Annotated in this window: 25 protein-coding genes and 1 riboswitch; of the genes, 17 read left to right on the top strand and 8 right to left on the bottom strand. The window is 70.1% G+C overall.

The features are described 5' to 3' along the window. Window positions 1-39 precede the first annotated feature (39 nt). From SCNRRL3882_RS13480 to SCNRRL3882_RS13435, 10 genes are all read left to right on the top strand, one after another. Window positions 40-855 carry an SOS response-associated peptidase gene (locus tag SCNRRL3882_RS13480; protein ID WP_010047602.1) on the top strand — a complete coding sequence of 272 codons (816 nt, stop codon included), beginning with the start codon at window positions 40-42 and terminating at the stop codon, window positions 853-855. A gap of 1 nt (window position 856) precedes the next feature. Continuing rightward, the gene (locus tag SCNRRL3882_RS13475; RefSeq protein WP_010047601.1) at window positions 857-1,486 is read left to right on the top strand and encodes an alpha/beta family hydrolase; all 630 of its coding nucleotides are present in this window, start codon (window positions 857-859) and stop codon (window positions 1,484-1,486) included. A 256-nt stretch (window positions 1,487-1,742) separates the two neighbouring features. Next, window positions 1,743-2,429 (top strand): RNA polymerase sigma factor SigR, encoded by a 687-nt coding sequence (sigR, locus tag SCNRRL3882_RS13470; RefSeq protein ID WP_010047600.1) that lies wholly within the window; start codon window positions 1,743-1,745, stop codon window positions 2,427-2,429. Beyond that, complete coding sequence (rsrA, locus tag SCNRRL3882_RS13465; protein ID WP_010047599.1) at window positions 2,426-2,737, top strand: mycothiol system anti-sigma-R factor; 312 nt, start codon at window positions 2,426-2,428, stop codon at window positions 2,735-2,737. The genes sigR and rsrA overlap by 4 nt, the downstream gene beginning before the upstream one ends. 152 nt (window positions 2,738-2,889) lie before the next feature. Then, window positions 2,890-4,221 carry an HD-GYP domain-containing protein gene (locus SCNRRL3882_RS13460; RefSeq protein WP_010047597.1) on the top strand — a complete coding sequence of 444 codons (1,332 nt, stop codon included), beginning with the start codon at window positions 2,890-2,892 and terminating at the stop codon, window positions 4,219-4,221. Continuing rightward, the gene (locus tag SCNRRL3882_RS13455; protein WP_040904319.1) at window positions 4,128-5,465 is read left to right on the top strand and encodes an HD domain-containing protein; all 1,338 of its coding nucleotides are present in this window, start codon (window positions 4,128-4,130) and stop codon (window positions 5,463-5,465) included. The genes SCNRRL3882_RS13460 and SCNRRL3882_RS13455 overlap by 94 nt, the downstream gene beginning before the upstream one ends. A 117-nt stretch (window positions 5,466-5,582) precedes the next feature. Next, window positions 5,583-6,563: a tetratricopeptide repeat protein gene (locus tag SCNRRL3882_RS13450; protein WP_010047594.1), complete on the top strand. Its 981-nt coding sequence runs from the start codon at window positions 5,583-5,585 to the stop codon at window positions 6,561-6,563. Window positions 6,564-6,695: 132 nt separating this feature from the next. Next, window positions 6,696-7,346 (top strand): peptide deformylase, encoded by a 651-nt coding sequence (gene def, locus SCNRRL3882_RS13445; protein WP_010047593.1) that lies wholly within the window; start codon window positions 6,696-6,698, stop codon window positions 7,344-7,346. A gap of 295 nt (window positions 7,347-7,641) precedes the next feature. Then, window positions 7,642-8,727, top strand: a complete 1,086-nt coding sequence (gene cyc1, locus SCNRRL3882_RS13440; protein ID WP_029181723.1) for an epi-isozizaene synthase — start codon at window positions 7,642-7,644, stop codon at window positions 8,725-8,727. After that, window positions 8,724-10,094, top strand: a complete 1,371-nt coding sequence (locus SCNRRL3882_RS13435) for a cytochrome P450 (protein ID WP_010047589.1) — start codon at window positions 8,724-8,726, stop codon at window positions 10,092-10,094. The genes cyc1 and SCNRRL3882_RS13435 overlap by 4 nt, the downstream gene beginning before the upstream one ends. A 13-nt stretch (window positions 10,095-10,107) precedes the next feature. On the opposite strand, the gene SCNRRL3882_RS13430 is transcribed toward SCNRRL3882_RS13435, so the two are convergent. The 7 genes from SCNRRL3882_RS13430 to SCNRRL3882_RS13395 all read right to left on the bottom strand — a co-directional run bounded on the left by SCNRRL3882_RS13430 (window position 10,108) and on the right by SCNRRL3882_RS13395 (window position 18,367). Next, a complete protein-coding gene (locus tag SCNRRL3882_RS13430) occupies window positions 10,108-11,070 on the bottom strand; it encodes a GlxA family transcriptional regulator (RefSeq protein ID WP_010047588.1) in 963 nt (320 codons plus the stop codon). A 248-nt stretch (window positions 11,071-11,318) separates the two neighbouring features. Then, on the bottom strand, window positions 11,319-12,326 hold the full coding sequence (locus SCNRRL3882_RS13420; protein WP_010047584.1) for a ribonucleotide-diphosphate reductase subunit beta: 1,008 nt from the start codon (window positions 12,324-12,326) through the stop codon (window positions 11,319-11,321). Next, window positions 12,326-14,683 carry a ribonucleoside-diphosphate reductase subunit alpha gene (locus SCNRRL3882_RS13415; RefSeq protein ID WP_010047579.1) on the bottom strand — a complete coding sequence of 786 codons (2,358 nt, stop codon included), beginning with the start codon at window positions 14,681-14,683 and terminating at the stop codon, window positions 12,326-12,328. The genes SCNRRL3882_RS13420 and SCNRRL3882_RS13415 overlap by 1 nt, the downstream gene beginning before the upstream one ends. Before the next feature lie 145 nt (window positions 14,684-14,828). Continuing rightward, window positions 14,829-14,911: riboswitch (cobalamin riboswitch) on the bottom strand. 77 nt (window positions 14,912-14,988) lie between these two features. Then, the gene (locus tag SCNRRL3882_RS13410) at window positions 14,989-15,495 is read right to left on the bottom strand and encodes a GNAT family N-acetyltransferase (protein WP_010047577.1); all 507 of its coding nucleotides are present in this window, start codon (window positions 15,493-15,495) and stop codon (window positions 14,989-14,991) included. Window positions 15,496-15,568: 73 nt separating this feature from the next. Continuing rightward, window positions 15,569-17,197, bottom strand: a complete 1,629-nt coding sequence (gene mctP / locus SCNRRL3882_RS13405; RefSeq protein ID WP_010047575.1) for a monocarboxylate uptake permease MctP — start codon at window positions 17,195-17,197, stop codon at window positions 15,569-15,571. Then, window positions 17,194-17,460 carry a DUF3311 domain-containing protein gene (locus SCNRRL3882_RS13400; RefSeq protein ID WP_173937245.1) on the bottom strand — a complete coding sequence of 89 codons (267 nt, stop codon included), beginning with the start codon at window positions 17,458-17,460 and terminating at the stop codon, window positions 17,194-17,196. Before SCNRRL3882_RS13400 ends, mctP begins: the two co-directional genes overlap by 4 nt. Window positions 17,461-17,602: 142 nt before the next feature. Continuing rightward, window positions 17,603-18,367 (bottom strand): GntR family transcriptional regulator, encoded by a 765-nt coding sequence (locus tag SCNRRL3882_RS13395; RefSeq protein WP_010047568.1) that lies wholly within the window; start codon window positions 18,365-18,367, stop codon window positions 17,603-17,605. A 311-nt stretch (window positions 18,368-18,678) separates the two neighbouring features. Between SCNRRL3882_RS13395 and SCNRRL3882_RS13390 the strand changes: the two genes are divergently transcribed. From SCNRRL3882_RS13390 to SCNRRL3882_RS13365, 6 genes are all read left to right on the top strand, one after another. Next, the gene (locus SCNRRL3882_RS13390; RefSeq protein WP_010047565.1) at window positions 18,679-19,962 is read left to right on the top strand and encodes an extracellular solute-binding protein; all 1,284 of its coding nucleotides are present in this window, start codon (window positions 18,679-18,681) and stop codon (window positions 19,960-19,962) included. Window positions 19,963-20,033: 71 nt separating this feature from the next. Beyond that, entirely contained in the window at window positions 20,034-21,020 is a 987-nt protein-coding gene (locus SCNRRL3882_RS13385) for a carbohydrate ABC transporter permease (RefSeq protein WP_029181721.1), read from the top strand. Continuing rightward, window positions 21,017-21,883 carry a carbohydrate ABC transporter permease gene (locus SCNRRL3882_RS13380; RefSeq protein ID WP_029181720.1) on the top strand — a complete coding sequence of 289 codons (867 nt, stop codon included), beginning with the start codon at window positions 21,017-21,019 and terminating at the stop codon, window positions 21,881-21,883. Before SCNRRL3882_RS13385 ends, SCNRRL3882_RS13380 begins: the two co-directional genes overlap by 4 nt. 9 nt (window positions 21,884-21,892) lie before the next feature. Beyond that, the gene (locus SCNRRL3882_RS13375; protein WP_010047562.1) at window positions 21,893-23,428 is read left to right on the top strand and encodes a glycoside hydrolase family 3 protein; all 1,536 of its coding nucleotides are present in this window, start codon (window positions 21,893-21,895) and stop codon (window positions 23,426-23,428) included. Between the two features lie 60 nt (window positions 23,429-23,488). Next, a complete protein-coding gene (locus SCNRRL3882_RS13370; protein WP_010047561.1) occupies window positions 23,489-23,737 on the top strand; it encodes a helix-turn-helix transcriptional regulator in 249 nt (82 codons plus the stop codon). Further along, window positions 23,734-24,279, top strand: a complete 546-nt coding sequence (locus tag SCNRRL3882_RS13365; protein WP_010047560.1) for a hypothetical protein — start codon at window positions 23,734-23,736, stop codon at window positions 24,277-24,279. Before SCNRRL3882_RS13370 ends, SCNRRL3882_RS13365 begins: the two co-directional genes overlap by 4 nt. Here SCNRRL3882_RS13365 and nagB read toward each other — a convergent pair. After that, a complete protein-coding gene (gene nagB / locus SCNRRL3882_RS13360; protein WP_010047558.1) occupies window positions 24,276-25,061 on the bottom strand; it encodes a glucosamine-6-phosphate deaminase in 786 nt (261 codons plus the stop codon). The genes SCNRRL3882_RS13365 and nagB overlap by 4 nt on opposite strands. A 247-nt stretch (window positions 25,062-25,308) precedes the next feature. Between nagB and SCNRRL3882_RS13355 the strand changes: the two genes are divergently transcribed. After that, window positions 25,309-26,382: an SIS domain-containing protein gene (locus SCNRRL3882_RS13355; protein WP_010047555.1), complete on the top strand. Its 1,074-nt coding sequence runs from the start codon at window positions 25,309-25,311 to the stop codon at window positions 26,380-26,382. Window positions 26,383-26,419 lie beyond the last annotated feature (37 nt).

Below are 26,419 nucleotides of genomic sequence, written 5' to 3'. Positions count from 1 at the left end.
GCTCCCTGTGGGCGGATGGAATCTGGCAGTGTGACACGTATGTGCGGACGGTATGCAGCGAGTCGTAGGCCAGAGGATCTCGCAGGAATCTTCGAGATCGAGAAGTGGGAGCCCGAGGAGACTCTGGAGCCCGACTACAACGTGGCGCCCACCAAAGAGGTCTACGCCGTCCTCGACCGCCCTCTGAAAGACGCGGACGACCCGCGCCCGGTTCGGCAGCTGCGCACGCTGAAGTGGGGGCTCGTCCCGTCCTGGTCGAAGACCCCCGAGGGCGGCGCCCGGATGATCAACGCCCGCGCGGAGACCGTCCACGAGAAGCCGTCCTACCGTCGCGCCTTCACCTCCCGGCGCTGCATCCTGCCCGCCGACGGCTACTACGAGTGGGTCACCGGCACGCAGGAGCGCGAGCTGGAGGTCGAGGGCAAGAAGAAGCGGCCCCGCAAGCAGCCCTACTTCGTGACCCCGGCGGACGGGTCGGTCTTCGCCATGGCCGGCCTGTACGAGTTCTGGCGCGACAAGACACTGCCGGACGACCACCCGCAGGCCTGGTGGGTGACGTGCTCCGTCATCACCACCGAGGCCGAGAAGAGCCCGCTGGCGGTGTCCCCGGCCGACGGTCCGCGGGCCCTGGCCGAGATCCACCCCCGGATGCCGCTGATGCTGACGCCCGACCGCTGGGACGCCTGGCTGGACCCGGCCCGCACCGACCCCGACGACCTGCGCGAGCTGCTCGCCCCGCCGCCCGCCGGGCTGATGCGCGCCTACCCCGTCACCACGGCCGTCAGCAACGTCCGCAACAACGGCCCGGAGCTGCTCAAGGAGCTGGAAGGGCCCGAAGAGGGCACACTCTTCTGACGTGACGAACGAGATCATTGCCACGGACACGGGGGACGCCCGCATCACCTGGCATCGGGCGGAGAAGGCACGGCTGGTGCTGGCGGTGAGCCACGGGGCCGGCGGGGGCATCGAGGCGCGGGATCTCCAGGCCCTCGCGCGGGTCCTGCCGGAGCACGGCGTGAGCGTCGCTCTCGTCGAGCAGCCCTGGCGGGTGGCCGGGAAGAAGCTGGCGCCGGCGCCGAAGACCCTGGACGCGGGGTGGCGGGGCATCTGGTCCGCGGTAGCCGCGCCCGGGCTGCCGGTGATCTCGGGCGGGCGCAGCGCCGGAGCCCGAGTGGCCTGCCGCACGGCCGTCGAGCTGGGTGCCCGCGCCGTCCTGGCCCTCAGCTTCCCCCTCCACCCGCCCGGCAAGCCCGAGAAGTCCCGCGCCGCCGAGCTGCTGGGCTCCGGGGTGCCCACCCTGGTCGTCCAGGGCGGGAACGACCCCTTCGGGAAGCCCGGGGAGTTCCCCGAGGGGCCGTACGAGCTCGTCGAGGTGCCGTACGGCGATCACGGCTTCGCCGTCCCCAAGCGCGCGGAGATCACGCAGCAGGAGGCAGTGGCGGTCATCACGGACGCGGTCGTGGAGTGGACCGGGTCACTCGGGTAAAGCTCCGGGAATGCCGGGGCGGCGAGCACTGTTGTGCGGGACGTACGTGCTGGAGACCAGCACCGATGCCGTAGGAGAGGAAGTCCGCCGCATGGGTTCGACCTTCTGCCCGAGCCGCAGCAGCCGCGCCGACCTGGACTGGACGGTGCTGCACGCGGCCAAGACCGCCCCTATTCGGGCGGCGGGCGGACCGGATCGTCGTCTATCCTCCGATTCGGGTGAGACCGGTCTCGGTCTCACGAGAACACTGGAGGAGGTGGGTCCGGTCACAGGGACCGACGCAGGGACCGAACACGGCCAGGCGGAGCAGCCCGAGGGCCAGGGCGGCACGGGCGCGGAGACGGCCGCGGAGCGCAACGCGCGCTTCGAGCGGGACGCGCTCGAGTTCCTCGACCAGATGTACTCGGCCGCGCTGCGCATGACGCGCAACCCGGCCGACGCCGAGGACCTGGTGCAGGAGACGTACGCGAAGGCGTACGCGTCCTTCCACCAGTTCCGCGAGGGCACCAATCTCAAGGCGTGGCTGTACCGGATCCTCACGAACACCTTCATCAACTCGTACCGCAAGAAGCAGCGGGAACCGCAGCGCTCCGCGGCCGAGGAGATCGAGGACTGGCAGCTCGCCCGTGCCGAGTCGCACATGTCGACGGGTCTGCGCTCCGCGGAGTCGCAGGCGCTCGACCACCTGCCCGACTCGGACGTGAAGGAAGCGCTCCAGGCGATCCCCGAGGAGTTCCGCATCGCCGTCTATCTGGCGGACGTCGAGGGCTTTGCCTACAAGGAGATCGCCGACATCATGGGGACACCCATCGGTACGGTGATGTCCCGGCTGCACCGGGGCCGCCGTCAGCTGCGCGGCATGCTGGAGGACTACGCCCGTGACCGCGGGATGGTCCCGGCCGGCGCCGGAGAGTCGAACGAAGCGAAAGGCTCGGGGTCATGAGCTGCGGAGAGCCGCACGAGACGGATTGCAGCGAAATCCTCGATCATCTCTACGAGTTCCTCGACCGTGAGATGCCGGACTCGGACTGCGTGAAGTTCGAGCACCACTTCGAGGAGTGCTCGCCCTGCCTCGAGAAGTACGGGCTCGAGCAGGCCGTGAAGAAGCTCGTCAAGCGCTGCTGTGGGCATGACGACGTCCCCGGCGACCTGCGGGACAAGGTCATGGGGCGGATCGAATTGATCCGCTCCGGCCAGGCCGTCCCCGAGCAGGACGTCACCGCCTCGCCGACCACGTCGCAGGACTCCTGACACTCCCGCGCTTTTCAACTACCCCACCTCTGAGGGGGTAGTCATCCTCGAACGCATCACTCGAACGTGCTAATCCGCGGGTTATCCGCCCGCGGAGCCCCCCACCGCCGTCCTAGGCTCCGGGCCTGATGGACATGGCCGGGGGAGGGCTCATGGATGCGGTACCGGTGCGGGCACGTGTGTACGTCGCCTGTGTCGTCTTCGCCGCCCTCCTCTGCCTGCTGCCGCTGCCGGGCGTCCGCACGCCCTGGTGGGCCGTGCTGCTGCTCGCCGCGCTGTACGCGGGCTGCGAGCGCGTCGCCCGGTCCCGGTTCGTCGGGATCTCCCATCCGGCCGGGACCTTCTATCCCGTGCTGCTCGCCGGTGCCTTCCTGCTGCCCGCGCCCGCCGCCGCCCTGGTGGCCGTGCCCGGTGCGCTGCTCTCGCACGTGGAGCAGCGGCCCGTGGCGCTGCGGCGGGTCTGGCGGGCCGCTCAGCTCGTCCTCGGCGTCTGGGCCGCGGCGCGGGTGCACCGGGCGCTGGGCGGGCGGGACGCCGTCCTCGCGGGCGACGTCCCCTACGCGCTCGGGCCGGCCGGGGCGGCCGTGCTGGCGTTCTGCCTGGTGCTCGCGGTGCTGGACGGCGGGATCCTGGCCGTGGCCGAGCGGGTGCCGGTGCGGCGGGCCTGGCGGGGACTGGTGGCGCGCTCGCTCGCGCCGATCGCCGTGCACGGGCTGGCCGGGCTGATGATGGCCGTGCTGTGTCGCAGCCCCTACGGTCCCGTGGCGGCCCTGCTCGTGCTGCTGCCGATGTGCGTCTCCTGGTGGGCCTTCGCGCAGTACCACCGGGAACGGGCCGCCCACCAGGCGACGATCCGGGCGCTGGTCCAGGCCGTCGACATCAAGGACGGGTACACCCGCGGGCACAGTGAGCGCGTCGGGCAGGCCTCCATGATGATCGCGCGCGAGCTGGGCATGGACGACGAGCGCGTCGAGGTGCTCCGGTTCGCCGGGATCCTGCACGACGTCGGCAAGCTGGGCGTCCCCACCCGGCTGCTCCGCAAGGACGGGCCGCTGACGCCCGAGGAACGACGGGTGATCGAGCTGCACCCCGAGTACGGGCACGAGATGGTGCGCGGCATCGGCTTCCTCGGGGAGGCCCGCGCCGCCGTGCTGCACCACCACGAACGGCTGGACGGCAGCGGGTACCCCTACGGCCTGGTGGGCAGTCAGATCCCGGAATCCGCGCGGGTCGTGGCCGTCGCGGACGCCTTCGACGCCATGACCTCCACACGGAGCTACAGCAGGGCCCGGCCCGTCCCGGTCGCCCTGGCGGAGCTGAAGCGCTGCTCCGGCAGCCAGTTCGACCCGGTGATGGTCGCGGCCCTCGTGGAGGCCGTCGGCCGGGCGGGATGGCGCCCCGCCGTGACCGCCGACGACGTCCACCCGCCCCGGATTCCCCCGCCCGGCGCACCTGTCTCCAGCCCGCCGGGAGCACACCGGTGAGCGCGTACCGCCCGCCGCCGCTGTTCACCCTCGTCCACGCCTGCGCCGCCCTCCTCGCCGCCGGCTCCCTCGCCGTCACCCTCCACCACGGGCTGGAGGAACGCCGGGGCGCCCTCGCCTTCGGCGTCCTCGTCACCGTCGGGGAGCTCGCCCGGCGCAACGGGGCGCAGGTCAGGGAGCCGGCGCCGCTCGGGGCCGCCGCGGCCCTGTCGTACGCGCTGCTCGGCGAGGCCGGCGGGCGGGCCACGCACCACGGCCCCGCCCAGGTCGTCGCCGTCGTGCTGGCCGCCTCGCTGCTCGGCAGCGTGCCGCACGTGGCACGCGGTCAGGGGCCCACGCTCGACCATCTGGCGCGCCGGGTGCTCACCGTCGGGTTCGTCGCCGTGTGCTTCCAGCCCCCCTACAACCGGGGCATGTTCGACGACTGGGGCGGTCCCGCCTACGCGCTGCTGCTGCTCGCGCTGCTGTCCCTGACCGCGCTGTGCGATGCCGTGCTCGCCGCCGCGCTGGCCCACTCCCGCACCGGCTGGCCCTTCGGGCCCGTGCTGCGGGACGAGCTGCGGGCCGTGTGCGGCATCGGGGCCGCCGTCATCGCGACGGGGGCGGTGATGGCGCTGGCGGTCGCCGTGGTGGGCCTGTGGGCACTGCCTGTCTTCTCCGTGCCGCTGCTGCTCGCCCAGATGTCGTTCCGCCGGTACGCCGCCGTCCGGGCGACCTACCGGCAGACCATCGCCTCCCTCGCGCGGGCCACCGAGGTCGCCGGGTACACCCCGGCCGGGCACGCCCGCCGTGTCGCCGCGCTCAGTCTGGCCGTGGGGCGTGACCTCGGCCTCACCGAACCCGAGCTGGCCGTGCTGGAGTACGCCGCGCTCATGCACGACATCGGCCAGCTGAGCCTCGTCGACCCGGTGCCGTCGGGCGCCACCGCCGGCCTGCCCGCCGCGGAACAGCGGCGGATCGCGCTGCTCGGCGGGGCCGTCGTCCGGCAGACGGGCGTCGACGAGGCGGTCGCCGTGGTCGTGGAGCGGCAGGCCGACCCCTTTGCGGAGCAGCCGCTCGCCGCGCGGATCGTCCGGGCCGTGAACGCGTACGAGGAGAAGTCCCGGGAAGGTGGTCCCGGCGGGCCGCTGACGGCGCTGGAGGAACTCCGGCTCGCCACCGCCGGGGAGTACGCCCCGGAGGTGGTGGAATCGCTGGCCCGGGTACTGGCAAGGAGCAGTCTGACCATGCGCCTGACTGGGTAACCCATGGGTAATGAGCGCCCCGGAGGCCGTACGTGGTTGGATGCGAAGAAGAAGGTGTCCGGGGGCTCGAAACACAGCTACGGCCAGCCCACCGCACGGAACTGGCAGGCGGGAATCGTGAGGATCTTCGGCAAGGGACGGCACCGGCCCTCCGCCTCCTGGCGGCAGGCCACAGACCGGGCGTTCACTCTCATCGGCGACGGCCGGTACGAGGACGCGGGCGCACTGTTGACACGTGCCGCCGACCTGGAGCCCTGGCTGTCCGAGTCCTGGTTCAACCTCGCCCTGCTGCACAAGTTCCGGCACGACTGGGAGCAGGCGCGGGCGGCGGGCCTCAGGGCCGTGGCCCTGCTCGACCGGGACACCGGAGCGCCCGACTGGTGGAACGTCGGCATCGCCGCGACCGCCCTCCAGGACTGGCCACTGGCCCGGCGCGCCTGGCAGGCCTACGGACTGCGGGTGCCGGGGGCGGCCAACGACTCCGGTGAGCCGGTCGGCATGGACCTGGGCAGCGCGGCCGTACGGCTGTCCCCGGAGGGGGAGGCCGAGGTCGTGTGGGGGCGGCGGCTGGACCCCGCGCGGATCGAGGTGCTGTCCATTCCGCTGCCGTCGTCGGGGCGGCGCTGGGGTGAGGTCGTGCTGCACGACGGCGTGCCGCACGGGGAGCGGACCACGGCCGCGGGGCACACCTACCCGGTGTTCGACGAGATCGAGCTGTGGGCGCCGTCGCCGGTGCCGACGTGGGTGGTGCTGCTGGAGGCGGCGACGGAGTCCGACCGGGACGCGCTGGAGCAGCTTGCCGCGGATGCCGGGTTCGCCGCCGAGGACTGGTCCTCTTCGGTGCGGTTGCTGTGCCGGATGTGTTCCGAGTCGCGGATGCCGTCGGACGAGGGTGACGGGGAGCACCTCGACCCGCACGACCACAGTGAGCCGGGGCATCCCGGGCCGCTGGGGCATCGGACGGACGGGCAGCTGTGGGTTCCCGAGCGGGAGTGCGGGCTGGCCGCGCCGGCTTCGCTGGTGAGGGGGCTTTTGGACGGGTGGGTGGCCGACAGTCCGGATTCTCGGGATTGGCGGGATTTGGAAGAGGTGTGCTAGGCCCCTTGCCGGGTGCGGCGCCGTCGTGGTTTCTCGCACAGGTCCCCGCGCCCCTGAAAGCGGCGTCCGACACCCGCGTAACCTGTATCAGCATCTCAGCCCGGTTTGGTTCAGGAAGGCGTACGTAACGTCATGGCTCAGCAGGACACCGATCAGCAGCGCGCGGGCGTGCTCCCCGTCGATGACGAGGGGTACGTGATCGACACGGAGGACTGCGAGGAGCGCGAGGCGGCCTGGCGGGAGCGGGGGACCTCGCGGCCGATCACGGTGGTCGGGAACCCGGTGCTCCACAAGGAGTGCAAGGACGTCACCGAGTTCGGCGACGACCTCCAGCAGCTGGTGGCGGACATGTTCGCCTCGCAGCGCACCGCCGAGGGCGTGGGCCTGGCCGCCAACCAGATCGGTGTCGACCTGAAGGTCTTCGTCTACGACTGCCCGGACGACGAGGGCGTCCGGCACACCGGTGTCGTCTGCAACCCCAAGCTCGTCGAACTGCCCGCCGAGAAGCGCCGGCTGGACGACAGCAACGAGGGCTGCCTGTCGGTGCCGACCGCGTACGCGCCGCTCGCGCGGCCCGACTACGCCGAGGTGACCGGGCAGGACGAGAAGGGCAACCCGATCCGGGTGCGCGGCACCGGATACTTCGCTCGGTGTTTGCAGCACGAGACCGACCACCTGTACGGCTACCTCTACATCGACCGCCTCTCGAAGCGCGAACGCAAGGACGCGCTGCGGCAGATGGCCGAGAACGAGCCCCGGTACCCGGTCGTCGCGAACGACTGAGACCTCAGGATCACCAGGCGAACGGCGTCTGTTCGGGCTTCCCGCCCCGGACAGGCGCCGTTCGTCTGCTTCGTTCGCCTGTCCGTCGCACGTTCGATCGCTTCCGCTCTTCTGGTGATCAGGTACCAGTCACACAACGGGAGGTTCCCAGCCCTGTGGGGCAGTGAATGAAGCAAATACGTTCCCAGAACGGTCAGTTGTAGTGCTGAATGGGAGTAGCGGGGTATGCAACGGCGCACGCCCAGCACGGAAGGAGGGGCGCCCGCGCCAACTGGCGGCTGAGAGGGGTTAGTTCGTGCATGCTTTGTCACACGGCACCACATCGACACCGACCACCATCGCGGTTCCACCGTCGCTCTCCCTTCCGGTGATCGAGGCGGCGTTTCCCCGGCAACTCCACCCGTATTGGCCGAAGTGCCAGGAGAAGACCCGCGCCTGGCTGCTCGAAAAACGGCTCATGCCCGCGGACAAGGTGGAGGAATATGCCGACGGCCTGTGCTACACGGACCTCATGGCCGGGTACTACATCGGCGCCTCCGACGAGGTGATGCAGGCGATCGCGGACTACAGCGCCTGGTTCTTCGTCTGGGACGACCGCCACGACCGCGACATCGTGCACGGCCGTCCGGTCGCCTGGCGGCGGCTGCGGGACCGGCTGCACTCGGCCCTCGACTCCCCCGGGGAGCATCTGCACCACGAGGACCCACTGGTCGCCGGGTTCGCGGACAGCGTGCTGCGGCTGTACGCCTTCCTGCCGGGGACATGGAACCTCCGGTTCGCGCGGCACTTCCACGCGGTGATCGACGCGTACGACCGGGAGTTCTACAACCGCACCCACGGAATCGTGCCCTCGGTCGAGGAGTATCTCCTGCTGCGCCGGCTCACCTTCGCCCACTGGATCTGGACGGATCTGCTGGAGCCGGCCGCGGGATGCGAACTCCCAGCCACCGTACGGAAACACCCGGCATATCGGCGGGCGGCGCTGCTGAGTCAGGAGTTCGCCGCCTGGTACAACGACCTCTGCTCGCTTCCGAAGGAAATAGCGGGCGACGAGGTGCACAATCTCGGAATCAGTCTCATCACTCATGAGGGGCTGACCCTGGAACAGGCGGTCGTCGAAGTCAGGCGCCGCGTCGAGAAATGCATCACGGAATTCCTCGACGTCGAACAGGAAGCGTTACGGTTCGCCGACGCCCTCGCCGACGGCACCGTGCGGGGAAAGGAACTCAGCGCCGCCGTGCGGGCCTGTCTGAGCAATATGCGGAACTGGTTCAGTTCCGTCTACTGGTTCCATCACGAGTCCGGCCGGTACATGGTCGACAGCTGGGACGACCGGTCCACGCCCCCGTACGTCAACAACGAAGCGGCAGGTGAGAAATGACCGTCGAGTCTGTGAAGCCTGAAGCCCCTCTGGCCCCGGAGTTGCGTGAACCGCCCCGGGCGGGCGGCGGTGTACCCGTCCTGGGACACGGCTGGAAGCTGGTGCGCGACCCGCTGGCGTTCATGTCGCGGCTGCGCGACCACGGCGAGGTGGTCCGGCTGAAGCTCGGACCGAAGACGGTGTACGCCGTCACCACCCCGGCGCTCACCGGCGCCCTCGCGCTGAGCAACGACTTCATCATCGCCGGACCGCTGTGGGAGTCCCTGGAGGGCCTGCTCGGCAAGGAGGGCGTGGCCACCGCGAACGGCCCGCGGCACCGGCGCCAGCGGCGCACCATCCAGCCGGCCTTCCGGCTCGACGCCATCCCCGCCTACGGGCCGATCATGGAGGAGGAGGCGCACGCGCTCACCGAGCGCTGGAAGCCCGGCGAGACCATCGACTGCACCTCCGAGTCCTTCCGGGTGGCCGTGCGCATCGCGGCCCGCTGCCTGCTGCGCGGCGACTACATGGACGAGCGGGCGGAGCGGCTGTGTGTCGCGCTCGCCACCGTCTTCCGCGGGATGTACCGGCGGATGGTGGTGCCGCTCGGACCGCTCTACAAGCTGCCGCTCCCGGCCAACCGCGAATTCAACCGGGCTTTGGCCGATTTGCATCTCCTGGTGGACGAGATCGTCGCCGAGCGCCGCGCATCCGGTCAAAAGCCGGACGATTTGCTGACGGCATTGCTGGAGGCGACGGACGAGAATGGCGACCCCATCGGGGAACAGGAGATCCATGATCAGGTCGTCGCAATCCTCACCCCTGGCAGCGAAACCGTCGCCTCCACGATCATGTGGCTGTTGCATATGCTCGCGGAACACCCAGAACACGCGGACCGGGTGCGCGACGAAGTAGAAGCCGTCGCCGGTGGGAGGCCGGTGGCATTCGAGGACGTCCGGGGACTCAGGCACACCAACAATGTCGTGGTCGAGGCCATGCGTTTGCGCCCCGCCGTCTGGATTCTGACGCGCCGGGCAGTGCGGGACACCGAACTCGGCGGATACCGGATTCCGGCCGGGGCGGACATCGTCTACAGCCCGTACGCGATCCAGCGCGACCCGAAGTCGTATGAGCGGAACCTGGAGTTCGACCCCGACCGCTGGCTTCCGGACCGGGCCAAGGACATCCCGAAGCACGCCATGAGCCCGTTCAGCGTGGGCAATCGCAAGTGCCCCAGCGACCACTTCTCGATGGCGCAGCTGACGCTGATCACGGCGGCGCTGGCCACCAAGTACCGCTTCGAGCAGGTGGTCGGCTCGAACGACGGCACCCGCGTCGGCATCACGCTGCGGCCGCACGACCTGCTGCTGCGGCCGGTGGCGAGGTGAGCGTGGGACCGGCTCAGGCCGCTTCGGGGCCCCGGAAGGTCCGCCGGTAGGCGTTCGGCGTCGTGCCCACGGCCCGGACGAAGTGGTGGCGCAGCGTGGCCGAGTTGCCGAACCCCGTTCGACCGGCGATCGCGTCCATCGTCTCGTCCGTCGCCTCCAGCAGCCGCTGGGCCAACAGCACGCGCTGGCGCAGGATCCAGCGGTAGGGGGTCGTCCCGGTCTCCTGCTGGAAGCGACGGGCGAAGGTGCGCGGGGACATGTGGGCGCGGGCGGCCAGCTGCTCGACGGTGACCTCCTCGTCGAGGTGCCGCTCCATCCACGCCAGCACCTCCCCGATCGTGTCGGCCTCGGAGTGCGGCAGCGGGCGCTCGATGTACTGGGCCTGCCCGCCGTCGCGGTGCGGCGGCACCACCATCCGCCGGGCGATCTTGTTGGCGACCTCGGAGCCCTGCTCCTTGCGCACCAGGTGGAGGCAGGCGTCGATCCCGGCGGCCGTGCCGGCCGAGGTGATCACCGGGTCCTCGTCGACGTAGAGCACGTCCGGCTCGACGGCCACCCGCGGGTACTGCCGGGCGAGGGCCTGCGCGTGCCGCCAGTGCACGGCGCAGCGCCGGTCGTCCAGCAGCCCGGCCGCGGCCAGCACGAAGACGCCGGAGCAGACGCTGAGCACCCGGGCGCCGCGGCCGGCCCCGCGCCGCAGGGCGTCCAGCAGCTCCGGCGGGAAGTCCCGGGACTCGTAGCAGTGCCCGGCGGGCACGGCGATCAGGTCGGCCGTCTCCAGCCGCTCCAGACCGTGCTCGACGTGCAGCGAGAAGCCCGTGTTGGTGCGCAGGGCCGGGCCCTCGGCCGAGGCCACCGCGAAGTCGTAGACCGGCAGGCCGTCGTCGCTGCGGTCGGTGCCGAAGACCTCGCACACCACACCGAGCTCGAAGGGGTTCACGCCGTCGAGGAGGACGACGGCCACGTTCTGGAGCATGCCTCCAGTGTGCCTCGTCAGTGGCAGTAATTCGAGGGTCCACGGCAGTACTGCCACTGACGGTAAGGAGTCATCGGCGCGACAGTGGTGTCCATGGACACGAACCAGGCACAGACGCTCATCGCAATGATCTTCGTACTCGGGATGCTGGTCCTCCTGGTCCTCCCGTCAGTGATCGGTATCGTGCGCGACCGGCGCGTCGACCGACAGATCAGGGAGGCCCAGGAGGCCCGTGAGGGCGAGCGCGCTCAGAAGTCCTCGTCCAGGTCGACGGTGCCCTCCACCGCCACCTGGTACGCGGAGGGCCGCCGCTCGAAGAAGTTGGTCAGCTCCTGAACCCCCTGGAGCTCCATGAAGGAGAAGGGGTTCTCGGAGCCGTACACCGGAGCGAAGCCCAGGCGGCTGAGCCGCTGGTCGGCGACGCACTCCAGGTACTGCCGCATCGACTCGGTGTTCATGCCCGGGAGGCCGTCACCGCACAGGTCGCGCGCGAACTGCAGCTCGGCCTCGACGGCCTCTCGGAGCATGTCCGTCACCTGCTGCCGGAGCTGGTCGTCGAACAGCTCCGGCTCCTCCTTGCGGACGGTGTCGACCACGTCGAAGGCGAAGGACATGTGCATCGTCTCGTCGCGGAACACCCAGTTCGTGCCGGTGGCCAGACCGTGCAGCAGGCCCCGGCTGCGGAACCAGTAGACGTAGGCGAAGGCACCGTAGAAGAACAGGCCCTCGATGCACGCGGCGAAGCAGATGAGGTTCAGCAGGAAACGGCGCCGGTCGGCCTGGGTCTCCAGCCGGTCGAGCTGCTCCACCGAGTCCATCCACTTGAAGCAGAACCCGGCCTTCTCGCGGATGGAGGGGATGTTCTCCACGGCGGCGAACGCGGCGGCGCGGTCCTCCGGGTCGGGGAGGTAGGTGTCGAGCAGCGTCAAGTAGAACTGGACGTGCACGGCCTCCTCGAAGAGCTGCCGGCTCAGGTAGAGCCGCGCTTCAGGGGAGTTGATGTGCTTGTAGAGCGTCAGCACCAGGTTGTTCGCGACGATCGAGTCACCCGTGGCGAAGAAGGCGACCAGCCGGCCGATCAGGTGCTGCTCGGCGGGGGAGAGCTTGGCGAGGTCGGCGACGTCCGAGTGGAGGTCGACCTCCTCCACGGTCCAGGTGTTCTTGATGGCGTCCCGGTAGCGCTCGTAGAAGTCCGGGTAGCGCATCGGGCGGAGAGTCAGCTCGAAGCCGGGGTCGAGGAGGTTCTGGGTGGTCATTACTGGCAGGCCTCGCAGGACTCGGGGTTTTCCAGGGAGCAGGCGACCGCTTCGGGATCCGGGGTGGCCTGCACGGGGACGGTGGCCTGGGCCGCGCGGGCGATGCGGGTCGCCGGGCGCGAACGCAGGTAGTACGTGGTCTTCAGCCCGGACTTCCAGGCGTACGCGTACATCGAGGAGAGCTTGCCGATGGTCGGCGTCTCCATGAAGAGGTTCAGGGACTGGGACTGGTCCAGGAACGGGGTCCTGGCCGCCGCCATGTCGATCAGGCCGCGCTGCGGGATCTCCCACGCCGTGCGGTAGAGGGCGCGTACGTCCGCGGGGATCCAGGCGAAGTCCTGCACCGAGCCGTTCGCCTCGCGCAGGGCCTCCCGGGTACGCGCGTCCCACGCGCCGAGCCGCTTCAGCTCCTCCACCAGGTAGGAGTTGACCTGGAGGAACTCACCCGACAGCGTCTCGCGCTTGAACAGGTTGGACACCTGCGGCTCGATGCACTCGTACACGCCCGCGATGGAGGCGATGGTGGCCGTCGGCGCGATCGCCAGGAGCAGGGAGTTGCGCATGCCGGTCGCGGCGACGCGCTCGCGCAGGGCCGCCCAGCGCTCCGGCCAGGTCGGCTGCACGTCGTAGTGGTCGGGGTGGAGCACGCCCTTCGCCGTACGGGTCTTCTCCCAGGCCGGCAACGGGCCGTTGCGCTCGGCGAGATCGGCGGAGGCCTCGTAGGCGGCGAGCATGATCCGCTCGGCGATGCGGGTGGAGAGCCGCTTGGCCTCCGGAGAGTCGAAGGGCAGGCGCAGCTTGAAGAAGACGTCCTGGAGGCCCATGACTCCGAGGCCGACCGGACGCCACCTGGCGTTGGAACGGCCCGCCTGCTCGGTCGGGTAGAAGTTGATGTCCACGACCCGGTCGAGGAACGTGACGGCCGTACGGACGGTCTCGTCCAGCCGCTCCCAGTCGATGTCCCCGCCGGACCGGTCGACGAGCGCGCCGAGGTTGACCGATCCCAGGTTGCAGACCGCCGTCTCCCCGTCGCCGGTGACCTCCAGGATCTCCGTGCAGAGGTTGGAGGAGTGGACGACGTGGCCCGGCTCGGCCGTCTGGTTGGCGGTGCGGTTGGCGGCGTCCTTGAAGGTCATCCAGCCGTTGCCGGTCTGCGCGAGGGTGCGCATCATGCGGCCGTACAGCTCACGGGCGGGCAGGGTCTTCCTGGCGAGGCCCTTCGCCTCGGCCGCCCGGTACGCGGCGTCGAACTCCTCGCCCCACAGGTCGACCAGCTCGGGAACGTCCGAGGGGGAGAACAGCGACCACTGCCCGTCGGCGTTCACGCGCCGCATGAACTCGTCGGGCACCCAGTGCGCGAGGTTCAGGTTGTGCGTGCGGCGGGCGTCCTCGCCGGTGTTGTCGCGCAGCTCCAGGAACTCCTCGATGTCCGAGTGCCAGGTCTCCAGGTAGACCGCGGCGGCGCCCTTGCGGCGGCCGCCCTGGTTCACGGCGGCGACCGAGGCGTCGAGGGTCTTCAGGAACGGGACGATGCCGTTGGAATGTCCGTTGGTGCCGCGGATCAGCGAACCGCGCGCACGGATGCGGGAGTACGCGATTCCGATGCCGCCGGCGTGCTTCGACAGCCGCGCCACCTGGTGGTAGCGGTCGTAGATCGAGTCCAGCTCGTCCTTGGGGGAGTCGAGGAGGTAGCAGGACGACATCTGGGGGTGCCGCGTGCCGGAGTTGAAGAGGGTGGGGGAGGAGGGGAGGTAGTCGAGCCGGCTCATGAGCCCGTAGAGCGCGGCCACTTCGTCCACCGAGCGGCTGGTGTCGTCCTCTGCCAGCCCGGCGGCGACGCGCAGCATGAAGTACTGGGGCGTCTCGACGACCTTGCGGGTGATCGGGTGCCGGAGCAGGTAGCGGCTGTGCAGCGTGCGCAGGCCGAAGTAGCCGAAGCGGTCGTCGGCGGCCGTGTCGATCAGGGCGTCGAGCCGCGCGGCGTGCGTGCGCACGAACGCGGCGGTCCGGTCGGCGATGAGGCCCTCCCGGTGCCCGACGGCCACGGACTCGGTGAAGCGCGTGACTCCCTGCGAGGCGGCCTCGGCGCGGATCCCGATCGTCAGCAGGCGCGCGGCCAGCCGGGAGTAGACGGGATCCTCGGAGATGAGGCCGGCGGCCGCCTCCGTCGCCAGCTCGCGCAACTCCGACGCGTCGGCCCGTGCGGACCGGCCGCGCAGCGCGGCGGCGGCGACCCGGCCGGGGTCGGCGTCGGGGAGGTCGGCGGTCAGCTCGGTCAGGGTCCGCAGCAGCGCGGCACCGGGACCGTCGTGCTCATCTTCGGCGGCTGAGACCGGATCGGCTGGCGCGATGGTCACGTGGGGCTCTCCCTCGCTCGGCACGGGGACCTCACGCAGGGCAGGGGGCAGCACACGAACGCACGCGGCGTCGCGTCCACCGGCCCACTCCGCGAGGCCCGGACGTCAGTGCGCACCGGCCGGACGGCCGGGCGCGCTGTCGGCAGGTCCTCGGACTGACTCCCATACACGCATAAGAAGGCATGGGTACACCGTTGCGGGACAGTTCCGGATTCCCACCGGATTCCCCTGCGGCGACAGCGAGCATGAGCATACATCTTGTGCCGGGTGGTGAAAGCACCCCTAGATGTAGTGTCGCGACGGTTTCACAGCGTCAACTCGTAGGTGAGAAGAGTGATGTCGCCGAGCTCCGGAACGGGATTCCAGTCGCGCTCCGGGGTACGGACGAAGCCGAGGCGTTCGTAGATGCGGTGGGCGGAGTGCATGGTGCGCTGCGTCGACAGGACGACGCGTACACAGCCGTCCGTCGCACGGGCGCGGTCGACGCAGGCGCGGACGAGGGCCTCTCCGGCGCCGCGGCCGCGGGCCTCGTGGGCGACGGCGAGCATCCGTATCTCGGCTTCTGAGGGTCGGGCGATGTCGGCCATGGGTCCGCCGGCGGGGACGAAGGTGACGCCACCGAGGAGGTGTTCGCCTTGGGTGGCCACCAGGACGTCCGCCGCGGCGGCCCGCTTGGCCACGTCCCTGAGTTCGCCGAGGTATCCGTCGCTCTCCCCGAAGTCGAGGAGGCCGTCCTTCAGGTAGGCCTGGGCGGTGATCTCGCCGAGGGCGTCGTATTCGGCGGGCTTCACCCGCCGGATGAGGATGTCCATGGTCCGAGTGTGCGGGACGGGTATGACAACGGGCCGCCGGGTCTTTCACCGACGGCCCGCTGTCACCTGCGACTCAGTGCGAGGTGCCCGCCGTCGCCGGCGGCAGCTCCACCTGGACGCCGGGGTCGCCCGCGTCCGCCGTGTAGTCCTCCGGCTTGGTCTCGTCGATGCCGTCGGGGGCCTTCAGGGCCTTGAGGACGAAGGTCAGGACGACGGTGACGACGACGTTCAGGACGAACGCCGTGAGGCCGATGTAGCCGATCTCGCCGATGCCCGGGATCTCCTTCGAGGAGCCGCCGAAGTGCTTCTGGGTCGGCGAGGCGACGCCGTACGCGGCGACCGTGCCGTAGATCATGCCGACGGCCCAGCCCGCGAGCAGTGCCCAGCGGTGGAACCAGCGGGTGAACAGGCCGCCGACCAGGGCCGGGAAGGTCTGGAGGATCCAGATGCCGCCCAGGAGCTGGAAGTTGATGGCGACCGTCTTGTCCATGGTGAGGACGAAGGCCAGCGCGCCCACCTTCACCAGCAGCGAGACCAGCTTGGAGACCTTGGTCTCCTGCGCGGGCGTGGCGTCGGGCTTGATGAAGTCCTTGTAGATGTTGCGGGTGAAGAGGTTCGCGGCGGCGATGGACATGATGGCCGCCGGGACCAGGGCCCCGATGCCGATCGCCGCGAAGGCCACGCCCGCGAACCAGTCCGGGAACATGGTCTCGAACAGCTGCGGGATCGCCAGCTGCCCGTTCTGCACCTTGATCCCGGCGGCGATCGCCATGAAGCCGAGCAGCGCGAGCAGGCCCAGCATCAGCGAGTACAGCGGCAGGATCGTGGTGTTGCGGCGGATCACCTCACGGTTCTTCGAGGACAGCGTCGCCGTGATCGAGTGCGGGTACATGAAGAGCGCGAGCGCGGAGCCCAGCGCCAGCGTGGCGTACGTCCACTGCCCCGCCTCGGCCGGGACCAGCGCACCGCGCGGCGCGCCCGTCGCCGGGTTGGTCTGGCTGAACGCGTCGCTCGCCTTGGCGAAGATGTCGTCGAAGCCGCCCAGCTTGATCGGGATGTAGATGATCGCCACCGCGATGACGATGTAGATCAGGGTGTCCTTCACGAACGCGATCAGCGCCGGCGCCCGCAGACCCGACGAGTACGTGTACGCCGCCAGCACACCGAAGGCGATCAGCAGGGGCAGGTCCTTGATGAACCAGTTGGTGTTCTCGCCGCCGCCGATGCCCATGACGTCCAGTACGGCCTGGATGCCGACCAGCTGTAGCGCGATGTACGGCATCGTGGCCAGGATGCCGGTCACCGCGACCGCCAGCGACAGGCCCTTCGAGCCGAACCGGCCGCGGACGAAGTCGGACGTCGTCACGTACCCGTGCTTGTGCGAGACCGACCACAGGCGGGGGAGGAACGTGAAGATCAGCGGGTAGACGAGGATCGTGTAGGGCACCGCGAAGAAGCCGGCCGCGCCCGCCGCGTAGATCGCCGCCGGTACGGCCACGAAGGTGTACGCCGTGTACAGGTCGCCGCCGAGCAGGAACCAGGTGATCCAGGTGCCGAACGAGCGGCCGCCCAGGCCCCACTCGTCCAGGCTGTGCTCGTTCTCGGCCTTGCGCCAGCGCGCGGCCAGGAAGCCCATGACCGTGACGGCCAGGAAGAAGAAGATGAAGACGGCGAGTGCGACGCCGTTCACGCCGTCCTTCACTCGGACGCACCGCCCTTCGCGGCAGAGCGGGCGCGCTGGTCACGCTGCCACAGCTTGTAGGCGATCATCGTCAGCGCGGTGGAGATCAGCACCCACGCCATCTGGTACCAGTAGAAGAACGGGATCCCGATGAAGGCCGGGTCGGTCTTGGCGTACGAGCCGACCCACAGCATGGCCACGAAGGGCGCTATGAGGCAGAGGCCGATGACGACGCGCATCGGCGTCACCATCGCCCCTCTGCTGGCTTCTGGGGCTTGCGACATCAGGCGGCTCCGTCCCCTCAGTGATCACCTGTGCAATGCGCAGGCAATCTAGGTCAGGGTGCGGCGGGAACGGAACCCCTCGTCCGTAATGCGGTATCCAAAAGAAACCGAGCTCAGCAGCAGTCGTGCCGCGCCGCGCGCCCTACTCCTGGGGGCGCTTCAGACGCGCCACGAACTTGTAGCGGTCGCCGCGGTAGACCGACCGCACCCACTCCACCGGCTGCCCGTCCCGGTCCAGCGAGTGACGGGAGAGCATCAGCATCGGCAGGCCGACGTCGGTGCCGAGCAGGCCGGCCTCGCGCGGAGTGGCCAGCGAGGTCTCGATGGTCTCCTCGGCCTCCGCGAGATGGACGTCGTAGACCTCGGCGAGCGCGGTGTAGAGGGACGTGTACTTCACCAGGGACCGGCGCAGGGCCGGGAAGCGCTTCGCGCTCAGGTGGGTGGTCTCGATGGCCATCGGCTCGCCGTTGGCCATGCGCAGCCGCTCGATGCGCAGCACCCGTCCGCCGGCCGTGATGTCGAGCAGCCCGGCGAGGCGGTCGTCGGCGGTGACGTAGCCGATGTCCAGCAGCTGCGAGGTGGGTTCGAGACCCTGGGCGCGCATGTCCTCGGTGTACGAGGTCAGTTGCAGTGCCTGCGAGACCTTCGGCTTGGCGACGAACGTGCCCTTGCCCTGGATGCGCTCCAGCCGGCCCTCGACGACCAGCTCCTGGAGCGCCTGGCGCACGGTCGTGCGCGAGGTGTCGAACTCGGCCGCCAGGGTGCGCTCGGGCGGCACCGGCGTGCCGGGCGCCTGGGTCTCGGTCATGTCGAGCAGGTGCTTCTTCAGGCGGTAGTACTTGGGCACGCGTGCGGTGCGGACGGGCGCCCCGCTCTCGTTCTCCGCACTGCTGATGTCGGTGCTCATGCTCCGCCTTCCCGGCTCCTGGGCCGACACGATCTCACTTGTATACCGTCGGCGCCGCTTTTGGTCTAGTCCACAACTCCAGTGGTCTACCTGGAGTATGCCGTGCGCGGCCGGGTTTTCGCCGGGTTCTTACTTAAAGGTTCCTGCATATGTAGGTCGCATAACGGCTGGTCAGAGCTGATTCCGGACTCTTGACAGGCCTGGTGGTCTGGTCCAAGCTCCCCCTACTGGTCTACACCATTGGTCCAGGGCCTGGCCCCACGTTCACCGCGGGGAGCAGGGGGGTCGGTGGCATCCCTGAGGAGGGTGGCGTGAAGCGCAAGCTGATATCCGCGATCGGTATCGCGGGCATGATGGTCTCCATCGCGGCGTGTGGGGGCGAGGGTGGCAGCGGGGGTTCGGACAAGGGCGCGGACGCCAAGGAGCTGACCGTCTGGCTCACCGTCGACGCCCAGAACAACTGGCCGGAGCTGGTGAAGGCGGCCGACGCCGCCGTGCAGAAGAAGCACCCCGGGCTGAAGATCAACCACGAGTACTACGGCTGGCCCGACAAGAACGCCAAGCTCGACGCCGTCCTCGCCACCGACAAGGCCCCCGATGTGGTCGAGATGGGCAACACCGAGATGCTCGGCTACATGGTCAAGGGCGCCTTCGCCCCCCTCGACGCGGGCGAGTTCGACAACTCGGACGCCTGGCTGGACGGCCTCAAGGCCTCGGTGACCTACGAGGGCAAGACCTACGGCGTGCCGTACTACGCCGGCGGCCGCGTCGCCAACTGGCGCAAGGACGTGGCGGCCTCGGTCGGTGTGAAGACGCCCCCGAAGACGTACAAGGAGCTGACCGCCGCCCTGGACAAGATCCAGAAGAAGCAGGGCGACAAGTTCAGCGCCTGGTACCAGCCGACCCGCGACTGGTACGCGGCCATGTCCTTCGTCTACGACGCCGGCGGCGCCATCGCCACCGAGTCGGGCGGCCAGTGGAAGGCCTCCCTCTCCTCGCCCGAGTCCCTCAAGGGCCTCAAGGAGTTCAAGAACGTCGTCGACAAGTACATGCACGGTGACAAGACCAAGGACGAGTCCGACCGCTACATCGTCTACGGCCAGGGCAAGTCCGCCATGATCTTCGCCGCCGCCTGGGAGGGCGCGACCGCCGAGGACCCGAAGAACGACAAGACCGGCAAGCTCAAGGGCAACCTCGAGAACTTCGTCATGCCCGGCCCGTCCGGCAAGAACATGCCGGTCTTCCTGGGCGGCAGCGACCTCGCCGTGCCGGTGAAGTCCGACGCTCAGGCCCTGGCCGCCGAGTGGATCAACGCGTTCACCGGCTCCTCCGGCCAGAAGGGCCTGATCGCCAAGGGCAACCTGCCCAACAACAAGACCGACCTCGCGACGCTGAAGAACGACCCGAAGACGGCGGTCCCCGCCACCGCGGCCGAGTCCAGCTGGTTCGTCCCGATGGCCCCCGGCTGGGGCCAGGTCGAGAAGGCGCAGATCCTCCAGACCATGCTCCAGAGCATCGGCACCGGCAAGAAGTCGGTCGAGGCCGCCGCGAAGGATGCGGACGCCGCGATCGACAAGGTCATCAACACCAAGTGACCTACGGGCGGGGCTCCTGGCCGGGGAGCCCCGCCGTCGTCAAGACCTGAGGGACCGCCGAGGAGCGCGCGATGAGTGCCGCAGACACCACCACCCCTGCCAAGGTGCCGCCACCGCGGCAGGCACCGCCACCTCCCGCCGACGAGCCGCCACGGGTGAGCCGGCCGTCGGGCGGGGCCGCGGTCCCCTGGCTGCTGCTCGCCCCCTGCCTGCTGATCCTGGCCCTGGTCATGGGCTATCCGCTGGCCCGTCTGGTCACCCTGTCCTTCCAGAGGTTCGGGCAGTCCCAGCTGTGGGGCTTCCAGCCGGCCGAGTCGGTCGGGTTCGACAACTTCGCGAAGGTGCTGGGGGACGGCGAGTTCTGGACCGTCGTGGTCCGCACGATCGTCTTCGCCGCCGGGGCCGTCGTCTTCACCATGGTGATCGGCATGGCGATCGCCCTGCTGCTCCAGCGGGTCTCCGGCTGGCTGAAGGTGCTCATCAACATCGTGCTGGTGGCGAGCTGGGGCATGCCCGTGATCGTGGCGACCACGGTCTTCAAGTGGCTCTTCGACTCGGACTACGGCGTGTTCAACGCGCTGCTCAGCAAGCTGCCCGGCGTCGAGATGATCGGCCACAACTGGTTCGCGAGCGGACCCGAGGGCCTGGCCGTGATCATGCTGCTGGTGGTGTGGGGAGCCGTGCCGTTCGTGGTCATCACGCTCAGCGCGGGTCTCACCCAGGTGCCGAAGGAGCTGGAGGAGGCGGCCCGCCTGGACGGCGCCGGCTCCTGGGGCGTCTTCCGCTATGTCACCCTGCCCGTCCTCAAGCCGATCATCGTGATGCTCACGACCCTGTCGGTCATCTGGGACATGGGCGTCTTCCCCCAGGTGTTCGTCATGCGGGGCGGCCACCCCGAGCCGGAGTTCCAGGTCCTCAACACCTACTCCTACGACCGGGCGTTCGTGGTCAACGACTACGCCCAGGGCTCGGCCATCGCGCTGATCACCGTCCTGCTGCTGCTCGGCGTGGTCGCCGTCTACATGCGGCAGATGCTGAAGATCGGAGAGGTCGAATGAGCAGCACTGTGGCTCCCCGGCGGGTGCGGCGCGCGCCGCGGGCGCAGCGGGCGCCGAAACTCTGGTGGAACCTCCTCGGCCTCCTGGTCTTCGTCACCGCGGGCTTCCCGCTCTACTGGATGCTCAACACGGCGTTCAAGCCCGCCAAGGACGCCATCGACCCGGACCCGAGCCTGCTGCCGACCGGCATCACCTTCGCCAACTTCGGCCGGGCGCTGGACATCGCCGACTTCTGGGGCCCGGTGGGCCGCAGCATGGTGGTGTCGCTGGCGGTGGTCGTCATCGGCATGGTCGTGGGGCTGCTGGCCGCGCTCGCCATCTCGCGCTTCGCATTCCGTGGCCGCAAGATCGTGATCGTGGGCATCCTCGCCGTCCAGATGGTCCCGCTGGTCGCCATGATCATCCCGGTGTTCCTGCTGCTCAACGACCTGGGCCAGTACGACCGGCTGACGGGCCTCATCATCACGTACCTGACCTTCATCCTCCCGTTCACGGTCTGGACGCTCCGGGGCTTCATCGTCAACATCCCGAAGGAACTGGAGGAGGCGGCCATGGTCGACGGCTGCTCCCGCACGGGAGCCTTCCTCCGGGTCGTCTTCCCGCTGCTGGCCCCCGGCATGGTCGCCACCTCGGTCTACGGCTTCATCCAGGCCTGGAACGAATACCTGTACGCCCTGATGCTGCTCAGCCAGAAGAACCAGACGGCGACCGTCTGGCTCGGCAACTTCACCACCAAGCACGGCACCGAATACGCCCCGATGATGGCCGGCGCCACGATGATGGCCGTGCCGATCGTCGCCCTCTTCCTCCTCGTCCAGCGCAAGATGGCCGCGGGCCTGACCGCGGGCGCCGTGAAGGGATGACCCCACCCGATGACGACACTCGCCAGCGGTACCGACACGCTCACGCGTGACGCCCTGACGGTTCTCCAGCCCGGTTTCACCGGCACCACCGCCCCCGACTGGCTGCTGCGCCGGCTCGGCGAGGGCCTCGCCTCCGTCGGCCTGTTCGGCCGCAACATCGCCTCGCCCGGCCAACTGGCCGAGCTGACCGCACAACTGCGGGCCGAGCGCGACGACGTCCTGGTCGCGATCGACGAGGAAGGCGGTGACGTGACGCGCCTGGAGGTGCGGACCGGTTCCTCCTTCCCGGGCAACCACGCCCTCGGCGCGGTGGACGACGTGGAGCTGACGCGACAGGTCGCCCACGAACTGGGCCGCCGTCTCGCGGCCTGCGGCGTGAACCTCAACTGGGCCCCGTCCGCCGACGTGAACTCCGACCCGCGCAACCCGGTGATCGGTGTCCGCTCCTTCGGCGCCGACACCGGCCTGGCCGCCCGGCACACCGCCGCGTACGTGACGGGCCTGCAGTCGGCGGGAGTCGCCGCCTGCACCAAGCACTTCCCGGGCCACGGCGACACGGCTGTCGACTCCCACCACGCCCTGCCGCGCATCGACGTCCCCGCGGACGTGCTGACCGACCGTGAACTGACCCCGTTCCGCGCGGCCATCGCCGCCGGCAGCCGGGCCGTGATGAGCGCTCACATCCTGGTCCCGGCCCTGGACCCCGACCGCCCCGCCACCCTCTCCGGCCGCATCCTGACCGGCCTGCTGCGCGGCGAACTCGGCTACGACGGCCTCATCGTCACCGACGGCATGGAGATGCGGGCCATCGCGGGCACCTACGGCATCGAACGCGGCAGCGTCCTCGCCGTCGCCGCCGGTGCCGACGCGATCTGCGTGGGCGGTGGCCTGGCCGACGACGAGACCGTACGGCGTCTGCGCGATGCCCTGGTCACGGCCGTACGCACGGGCGAGCTGCCCGAGGAACGCCTGGCCGAGGCCGCGGACCGGGTCCGGGCGCTGGCCCGCTGGGCGAGCACGGCCGGTCACTCGCCCGACGAGACCCACGGCAGCGAGATCGGCCTGCACGCCGCCCGCCGCGCCCTCACGGTCACCGTCGCCCCGGGGCTGGGGAGCCCGGAGACCTTCGAGCCCCTCACCGAACCTCCCTACGTCGCCGCCCTCACCCCCGTCGCCAACATCGCCGTGGGTGACGAGACCCCCTGGGGCGTCGCCGCCGAACTCGTCCACCTCCTGCCGGGCACGGTGACGGGCAGCTACTCGGCGGAGGACGGCAAGGAGGGTGATGCCGGTGCCGGTGAGAGCGCCGGACGCGCGGCCCTCGAGGCAGCCGGTCCGCGCCGCATCGTCGCCGTCGTCCGCGACGAACACCGCCACCCCTGGATGGCCTCCGCCCTCGACACCCTGCTGGCGGCCCGCCCCGACACCATCGTGGTCGAAATGGGCGTCCCCCAGGCCGCACCCCGCGGCGCCCTGCACATCGCCACCCACGGCGCGGCCCGCGTCTGCGGCCGGGCGGCGGCCGAGGTGATCGCCGGGGTGTAAGCCTGTCGGGTTGCAGCTACTGGGTTGTAAAGCTACTTCCGAATGTAGTACTTCTTATACATGAGCGAGCAGGTTCACAACAGGCTGGCCGTGGTGCGCGCCGAACGGAAGGTGTCGCGGCAGAGCCTGGCCGAGGCAGTGGGAGCCCACTACCAGACCATCGGCTACATCGAGCGAGGGCAGTACAACCCGAGCCTCGACCTGGCACTGAGGATCTCGAAGTTCTTCGATCTGCCGGTCGAGGCCCTGTTCTCCCTCGAACCGTTCCGGCCGCTCACGGACGAGGTCTACGGGAGGAACCAGCCATGACGACGACACGCCTGACCCGCTACGACCGGAGCATGCTGCGGCTCATGAACGACCGCCGCGGCCAGGCCTGGTACGCCACGGCGGCACGCCGACGCCTGGCCGTCGCCGCACACATCACCCTCACCGTGGCCATCGGCGGACTGATGACCCACTTCTTCCTCGCCGAGGGCGAGCCGCTGTGGCCCGTCGCCGCGATGGCGGTACTGCTGCTTCCCTGGATGGTCGCGACCGGCGTCATCAACGGCGCCACCCGGGGCCTGCTGGAGCTGCGCGAACACGTGCTGGACGAGCGGCAGTCGGCGGAGCGCAGCCGCGTCCTGGCCCGGGCCCACCGCATGACGACCCTGCTCCTGGCCGCGGCGGCGATCGCCCTGCTGATCACGGGCGGTGTCGACGGCGACGCCCCGAAGGCCTACGCCGCACCCCTCCTCCTCGCCGTCCTCGTCGTCCACTGGGTCATGCCGTTGTGGGTGGCCGGCCTGCGGGCCCAGGACGAGCCGGCTGACGACGAGGCTCTGGATGCAGGGGCGCTCGGCCGCTAGATCCCCTGCCAGTCGGGCTTGTTGGCGTAGGTGTGCCGGAAGTAGTCCGCCAGCTTCAGCTTCGACGCGGCGGCCTCGTCGACCACGACGGTCGCATGCGGGTGGAGCTGGAGCGCGGACGCGGGGCACACCGCGGCGACCGGCCCTTCCACCGTCGCCGCGACCGCGTCCGCCTTGCCCTCGCCGGTGGCGAGCAGTACCAGGTGCCTGGCCTCCAGGATGGTGCCGATGCCCTGCGTGATCACGTGGTGCGGCACCTGGTCGATGTCGCCGTCGAAGAAACGGGCGTTGTCGATCCGGGTCTGCTCGGTCAGCGTCTTGATCCGCGTCCGCGACGCCAGCGACGAACACGGCTCGTTGAACCCGATGTGCCCGTCGGTCCCGATCCCGAGCAGCTGAAGATCCACACCACCGGCGTCGACGAGCGCCTTGTCGTACGCCTCGCACGCGCCCTGTACGTCCTCTGCCGTGCCGTCCGGACCCGTGAACTGGCCCATCCCGATGCCGAGCGGCTCCAGCACCTCACGCCGCAGCACCGAGCGGTACGACTCCGGATGGTCGGCGGGCAGCCCCACGTACTCGTCGAGCTGGGCTATCCGCGCCCGCGTGACGTCCACGGCACCGGAGCGCACCTTGGCCGCCAGTGCCTCGTACACGGGCAGCGGCGTCGAGCCGGTCGCCACGCCGAGCAGGGCGTCGGGCTTGCGCCGGAGCAGCTGGGCCATGGCCTCGGCGATGAGCTCGCCGCCCGCCTTGGCGTCCGGAACGATGACAACTTCCACGCTGGGCCTGCCGATCTGAGAGGGATGCTCAACTGGGACTGGACCCGGGAGGGGCCGTGTGGTTTAGACCAATCTAACAGAGCGGGGGCGCCGCTCCCAGGGTGAATGCAGCCGGTCCCACGCGGGCAGCCACCCGGTGCCGACCAGGTCTCCGGCAGGTGTACGGCACCGGCCCCGCGTGGGCGTTCCGCGGTGCGGGGGAGTGGAATGGGAGCTGCATCTGCCCGCGCCCCGGAAGGACCCCGCCATGACCGCCGCCGCCACACCTGACACCCTCAGTGAGCGCCCGGGCCGGGTCATGGCCCGGGAGATGGCGGAGCAGCCCGCCGTCCTGCGCCGGATCCTGGCCGACGGTGCCCCCGCCATCCGGGACGTGGCACGGCAGATCGCCGCCCGCGCTCCCCGCTTCGTCCTCCTGACCGCCCGCGGCACCTCCGACAACGCCGCCCTCTACGCCAAGTACCTCCTGGAGATCCGTCTCGGCCTGCCCTGCGGGCTCACCTCGATGTCCACCACCACGGCCTACGGCGCCCGGCCCGACCTCACGGGCGTCCTCGTCGTCACCGTCAGCCAGTCCGGCGGCTCTCCTGATCTGGTCGCCTCGACCCGGGCCGCCCGCGAGGCCGGCGCGATCACGCTCGCCGTCACCAACAACCCGGACTCACCGCTCGCCGGCGTCTCCGAGTACCACATCGACATCATGGCCGGACCGGAGAAGGCCCTCCCCGCGACCAAGACGTACACCGCCTCCCTTCTCGCGCTCTACCTGTTCGTCGAGGGCCTGCGCGGCGGCGACGGCGCGCCCGCGCACGTGCTGCCGGATCTCGCCGGGCAACTGCTCGCCCGGCAGGACGAGGTGCGCGCCCTCGCCGCCCGCTACCGCTTCGCCGAGCGCATGGTGATCACCTCGCGCGGCTACGGCTATCCCACGGCCAAGGAGGCCGCGCTCAAGCTGATGGAGACCAGCTACATCCCCGCCCTCTCGTACTCCGGCGCCGATCTGCTGCACGGGCCGCTCGCCATGGTCGACAACGTCTCCCCGGTCATCGCCGTCGTCACCGACGGCAAGGGCGGCGAGGCGCTTCAGCCGGTCCTCGACCGGCTGCGCGACCGCGGCGCCGACCTGGTCGTCATCGGTCCCCGGCATCAGGTCGAGCAGGCGTCGGCCGGCTTCGTCCTGCCGACGGACGACGTGGCCGAGGAGGTCCAGCCCGTCCTGGAGATCATTCCCCTCCAGCTCCTGGCCTACGAGGTCACCATCGCCCGCGGCCAGGACCCGGACGCGCCTCGGGCGCTGGCGAAGGTGACGGAGACCCGTTGACCGAGGGCGGGGCCGGGACCCCTCGGCTGTGCGCCGG

The organism is Streptomyces chartreusis NRRL 3882, assembly GCF_900236475.1.
GTDB classification, from domain to species: Bacteria; Actinomycetota; Actinomycetes; order Streptomycetales; family Streptomycetaceae; genus Streptomyces; species Streptomyces chartreusis_D.
Note: the sequence above shows the minus strand (reverse complement) of the source record. Positions and strands in the feature narration are given on the sequence as shown.

What these genes read in the sequence shown, in the direction of transcription:
- SCNRRL3882_RS13370 (WP_010047561.1), top strand. Translation starts at nt 23,489, where the DNA reads ATGAGCGAGCAGGTTCACAACAGGCTGGCCGTGGTGCGCGCCGAACGG.
- SCNRRL3882_RS13435 (WP_010047589.1), top strand. Translation starts at nt 8,724, where the DNA reads ATGACCGTCGAGTCTGTGAAGCCTGAAGCCCCTCTGGCCCCGGAGTTG.
- SCNRRL3882_RS13375 (WP_010047562.1), top strand. Translation starts at nt 21,893, where the DNA reads ATGACGACACTCGCCAGCGGTACCGACACGCTCACGCGTGACGCCCTG.
- SCNRRL3882_RS13455 (WP_040904319.1), top strand. Translation starts at nt 4,128, where the DNA reads ATGGCGCCCCGCCGTGACCGCCGACGACGTCCACCCGCCCCGGATTCC.
- SCNRRL3882_RS13365 (WP_010047560.1), top strand. Translation starts at nt 23,734, where the DNA reads ATGACGACGACACGCCTGACCCGCTACGACCGGAGCATGCTGCGGCTC.
- SCNRRL3882_RS13410 (WP_010047577.1), bottom strand. Translation starts at nt 15,495, where the DNA reads ATGGACATCCTCATCCGGCGGGTGAAGCCCGCCGAATACGACGCCCTC.
- rsrA (WP_010047599.1), top strand. Translation starts at nt 2,426, where the DNA reads ATGAGCTGCGGAGAGCCGCACGAGACGGATTGCAGCGAAATCCTCGAT.
- SCNRRL3882_RS13420 (WP_010047584.1), bottom strand. Translation starts at nt 12,326, where the DNA reads ATGACCACCCAGAACCTCCTCGACCCCGGCTTCGAGCTGACTCTCCGC.
- SCNRRL3882_RS13460 (WP_010047597.1), top strand. Translation starts at nt 2,890, where the DNA reads ATGGATGCGGTACCGGTGCGGGCACGTGTGTACGTCGCCTGTGTCGTC.
- SCNRRL3882_RS13380 (WP_029181720.1), top strand. Translation starts at nt 21,017, where the DNA reads ATGAGCAGCACTGTGGCTCCCCGGCGGGTGCGGCGCGCGCCGCGGGCG.
- SCNRRL3882_RS13395 (WP_010047568.1), bottom strand. Translation starts at nt 18,367, where the DNA reads ATGAGCACCGACATCAGCAGTGCGGAGAACGAGAGCGGGGCGCCCGTC.
- SCNRRL3882_RS13355 (WP_010047555.1), top strand. Translation starts at nt 25,309, where the DNA reads ATGACCGCCGCCGCCACACCTGACACCCTCAGTGAGCGCCCGGGCCGG.
- SCNRRL3882_RS13400 (WP_173937245.1), bottom strand. Translation starts at nt 17,460, where the DNA reads ATGTCGCAAGCCCCAGAAGCCAGCAGAGGGGCGATGGTGACGCCGATG.
- SCNRRL3882_RS13430 (WP_010047588.1), bottom strand. Translation starts at nt 11,070, where the DNA reads ATGCTCCAGAACGTGGCCGTCGTCCTCCTCGACGGCGTGAACCCCTTC.
- SCNRRL3882_RS13385 (WP_029181721.1), top strand. Translation starts at nt 20,034, where the DNA reads ATGAGTGCCGCAGACACCACCACCCCTGCCAAGGTGCCGCCACCGCGG.
- def (WP_010047593.1), top strand. Translation starts at nt 6,696, where the DNA reads ATGGCTCAGCAGGACACCGATCAGCAGCGCGCGGGCGTGCTCCCCGTC.
- SCNRRL3882_RS13480 (WP_010047602.1), top strand. Translation starts at nt 40, where the DNA reads ATGTGCGGACGGTATGCAGCGAGTCGTAGGCCAGAGGATCTCGCAGGA.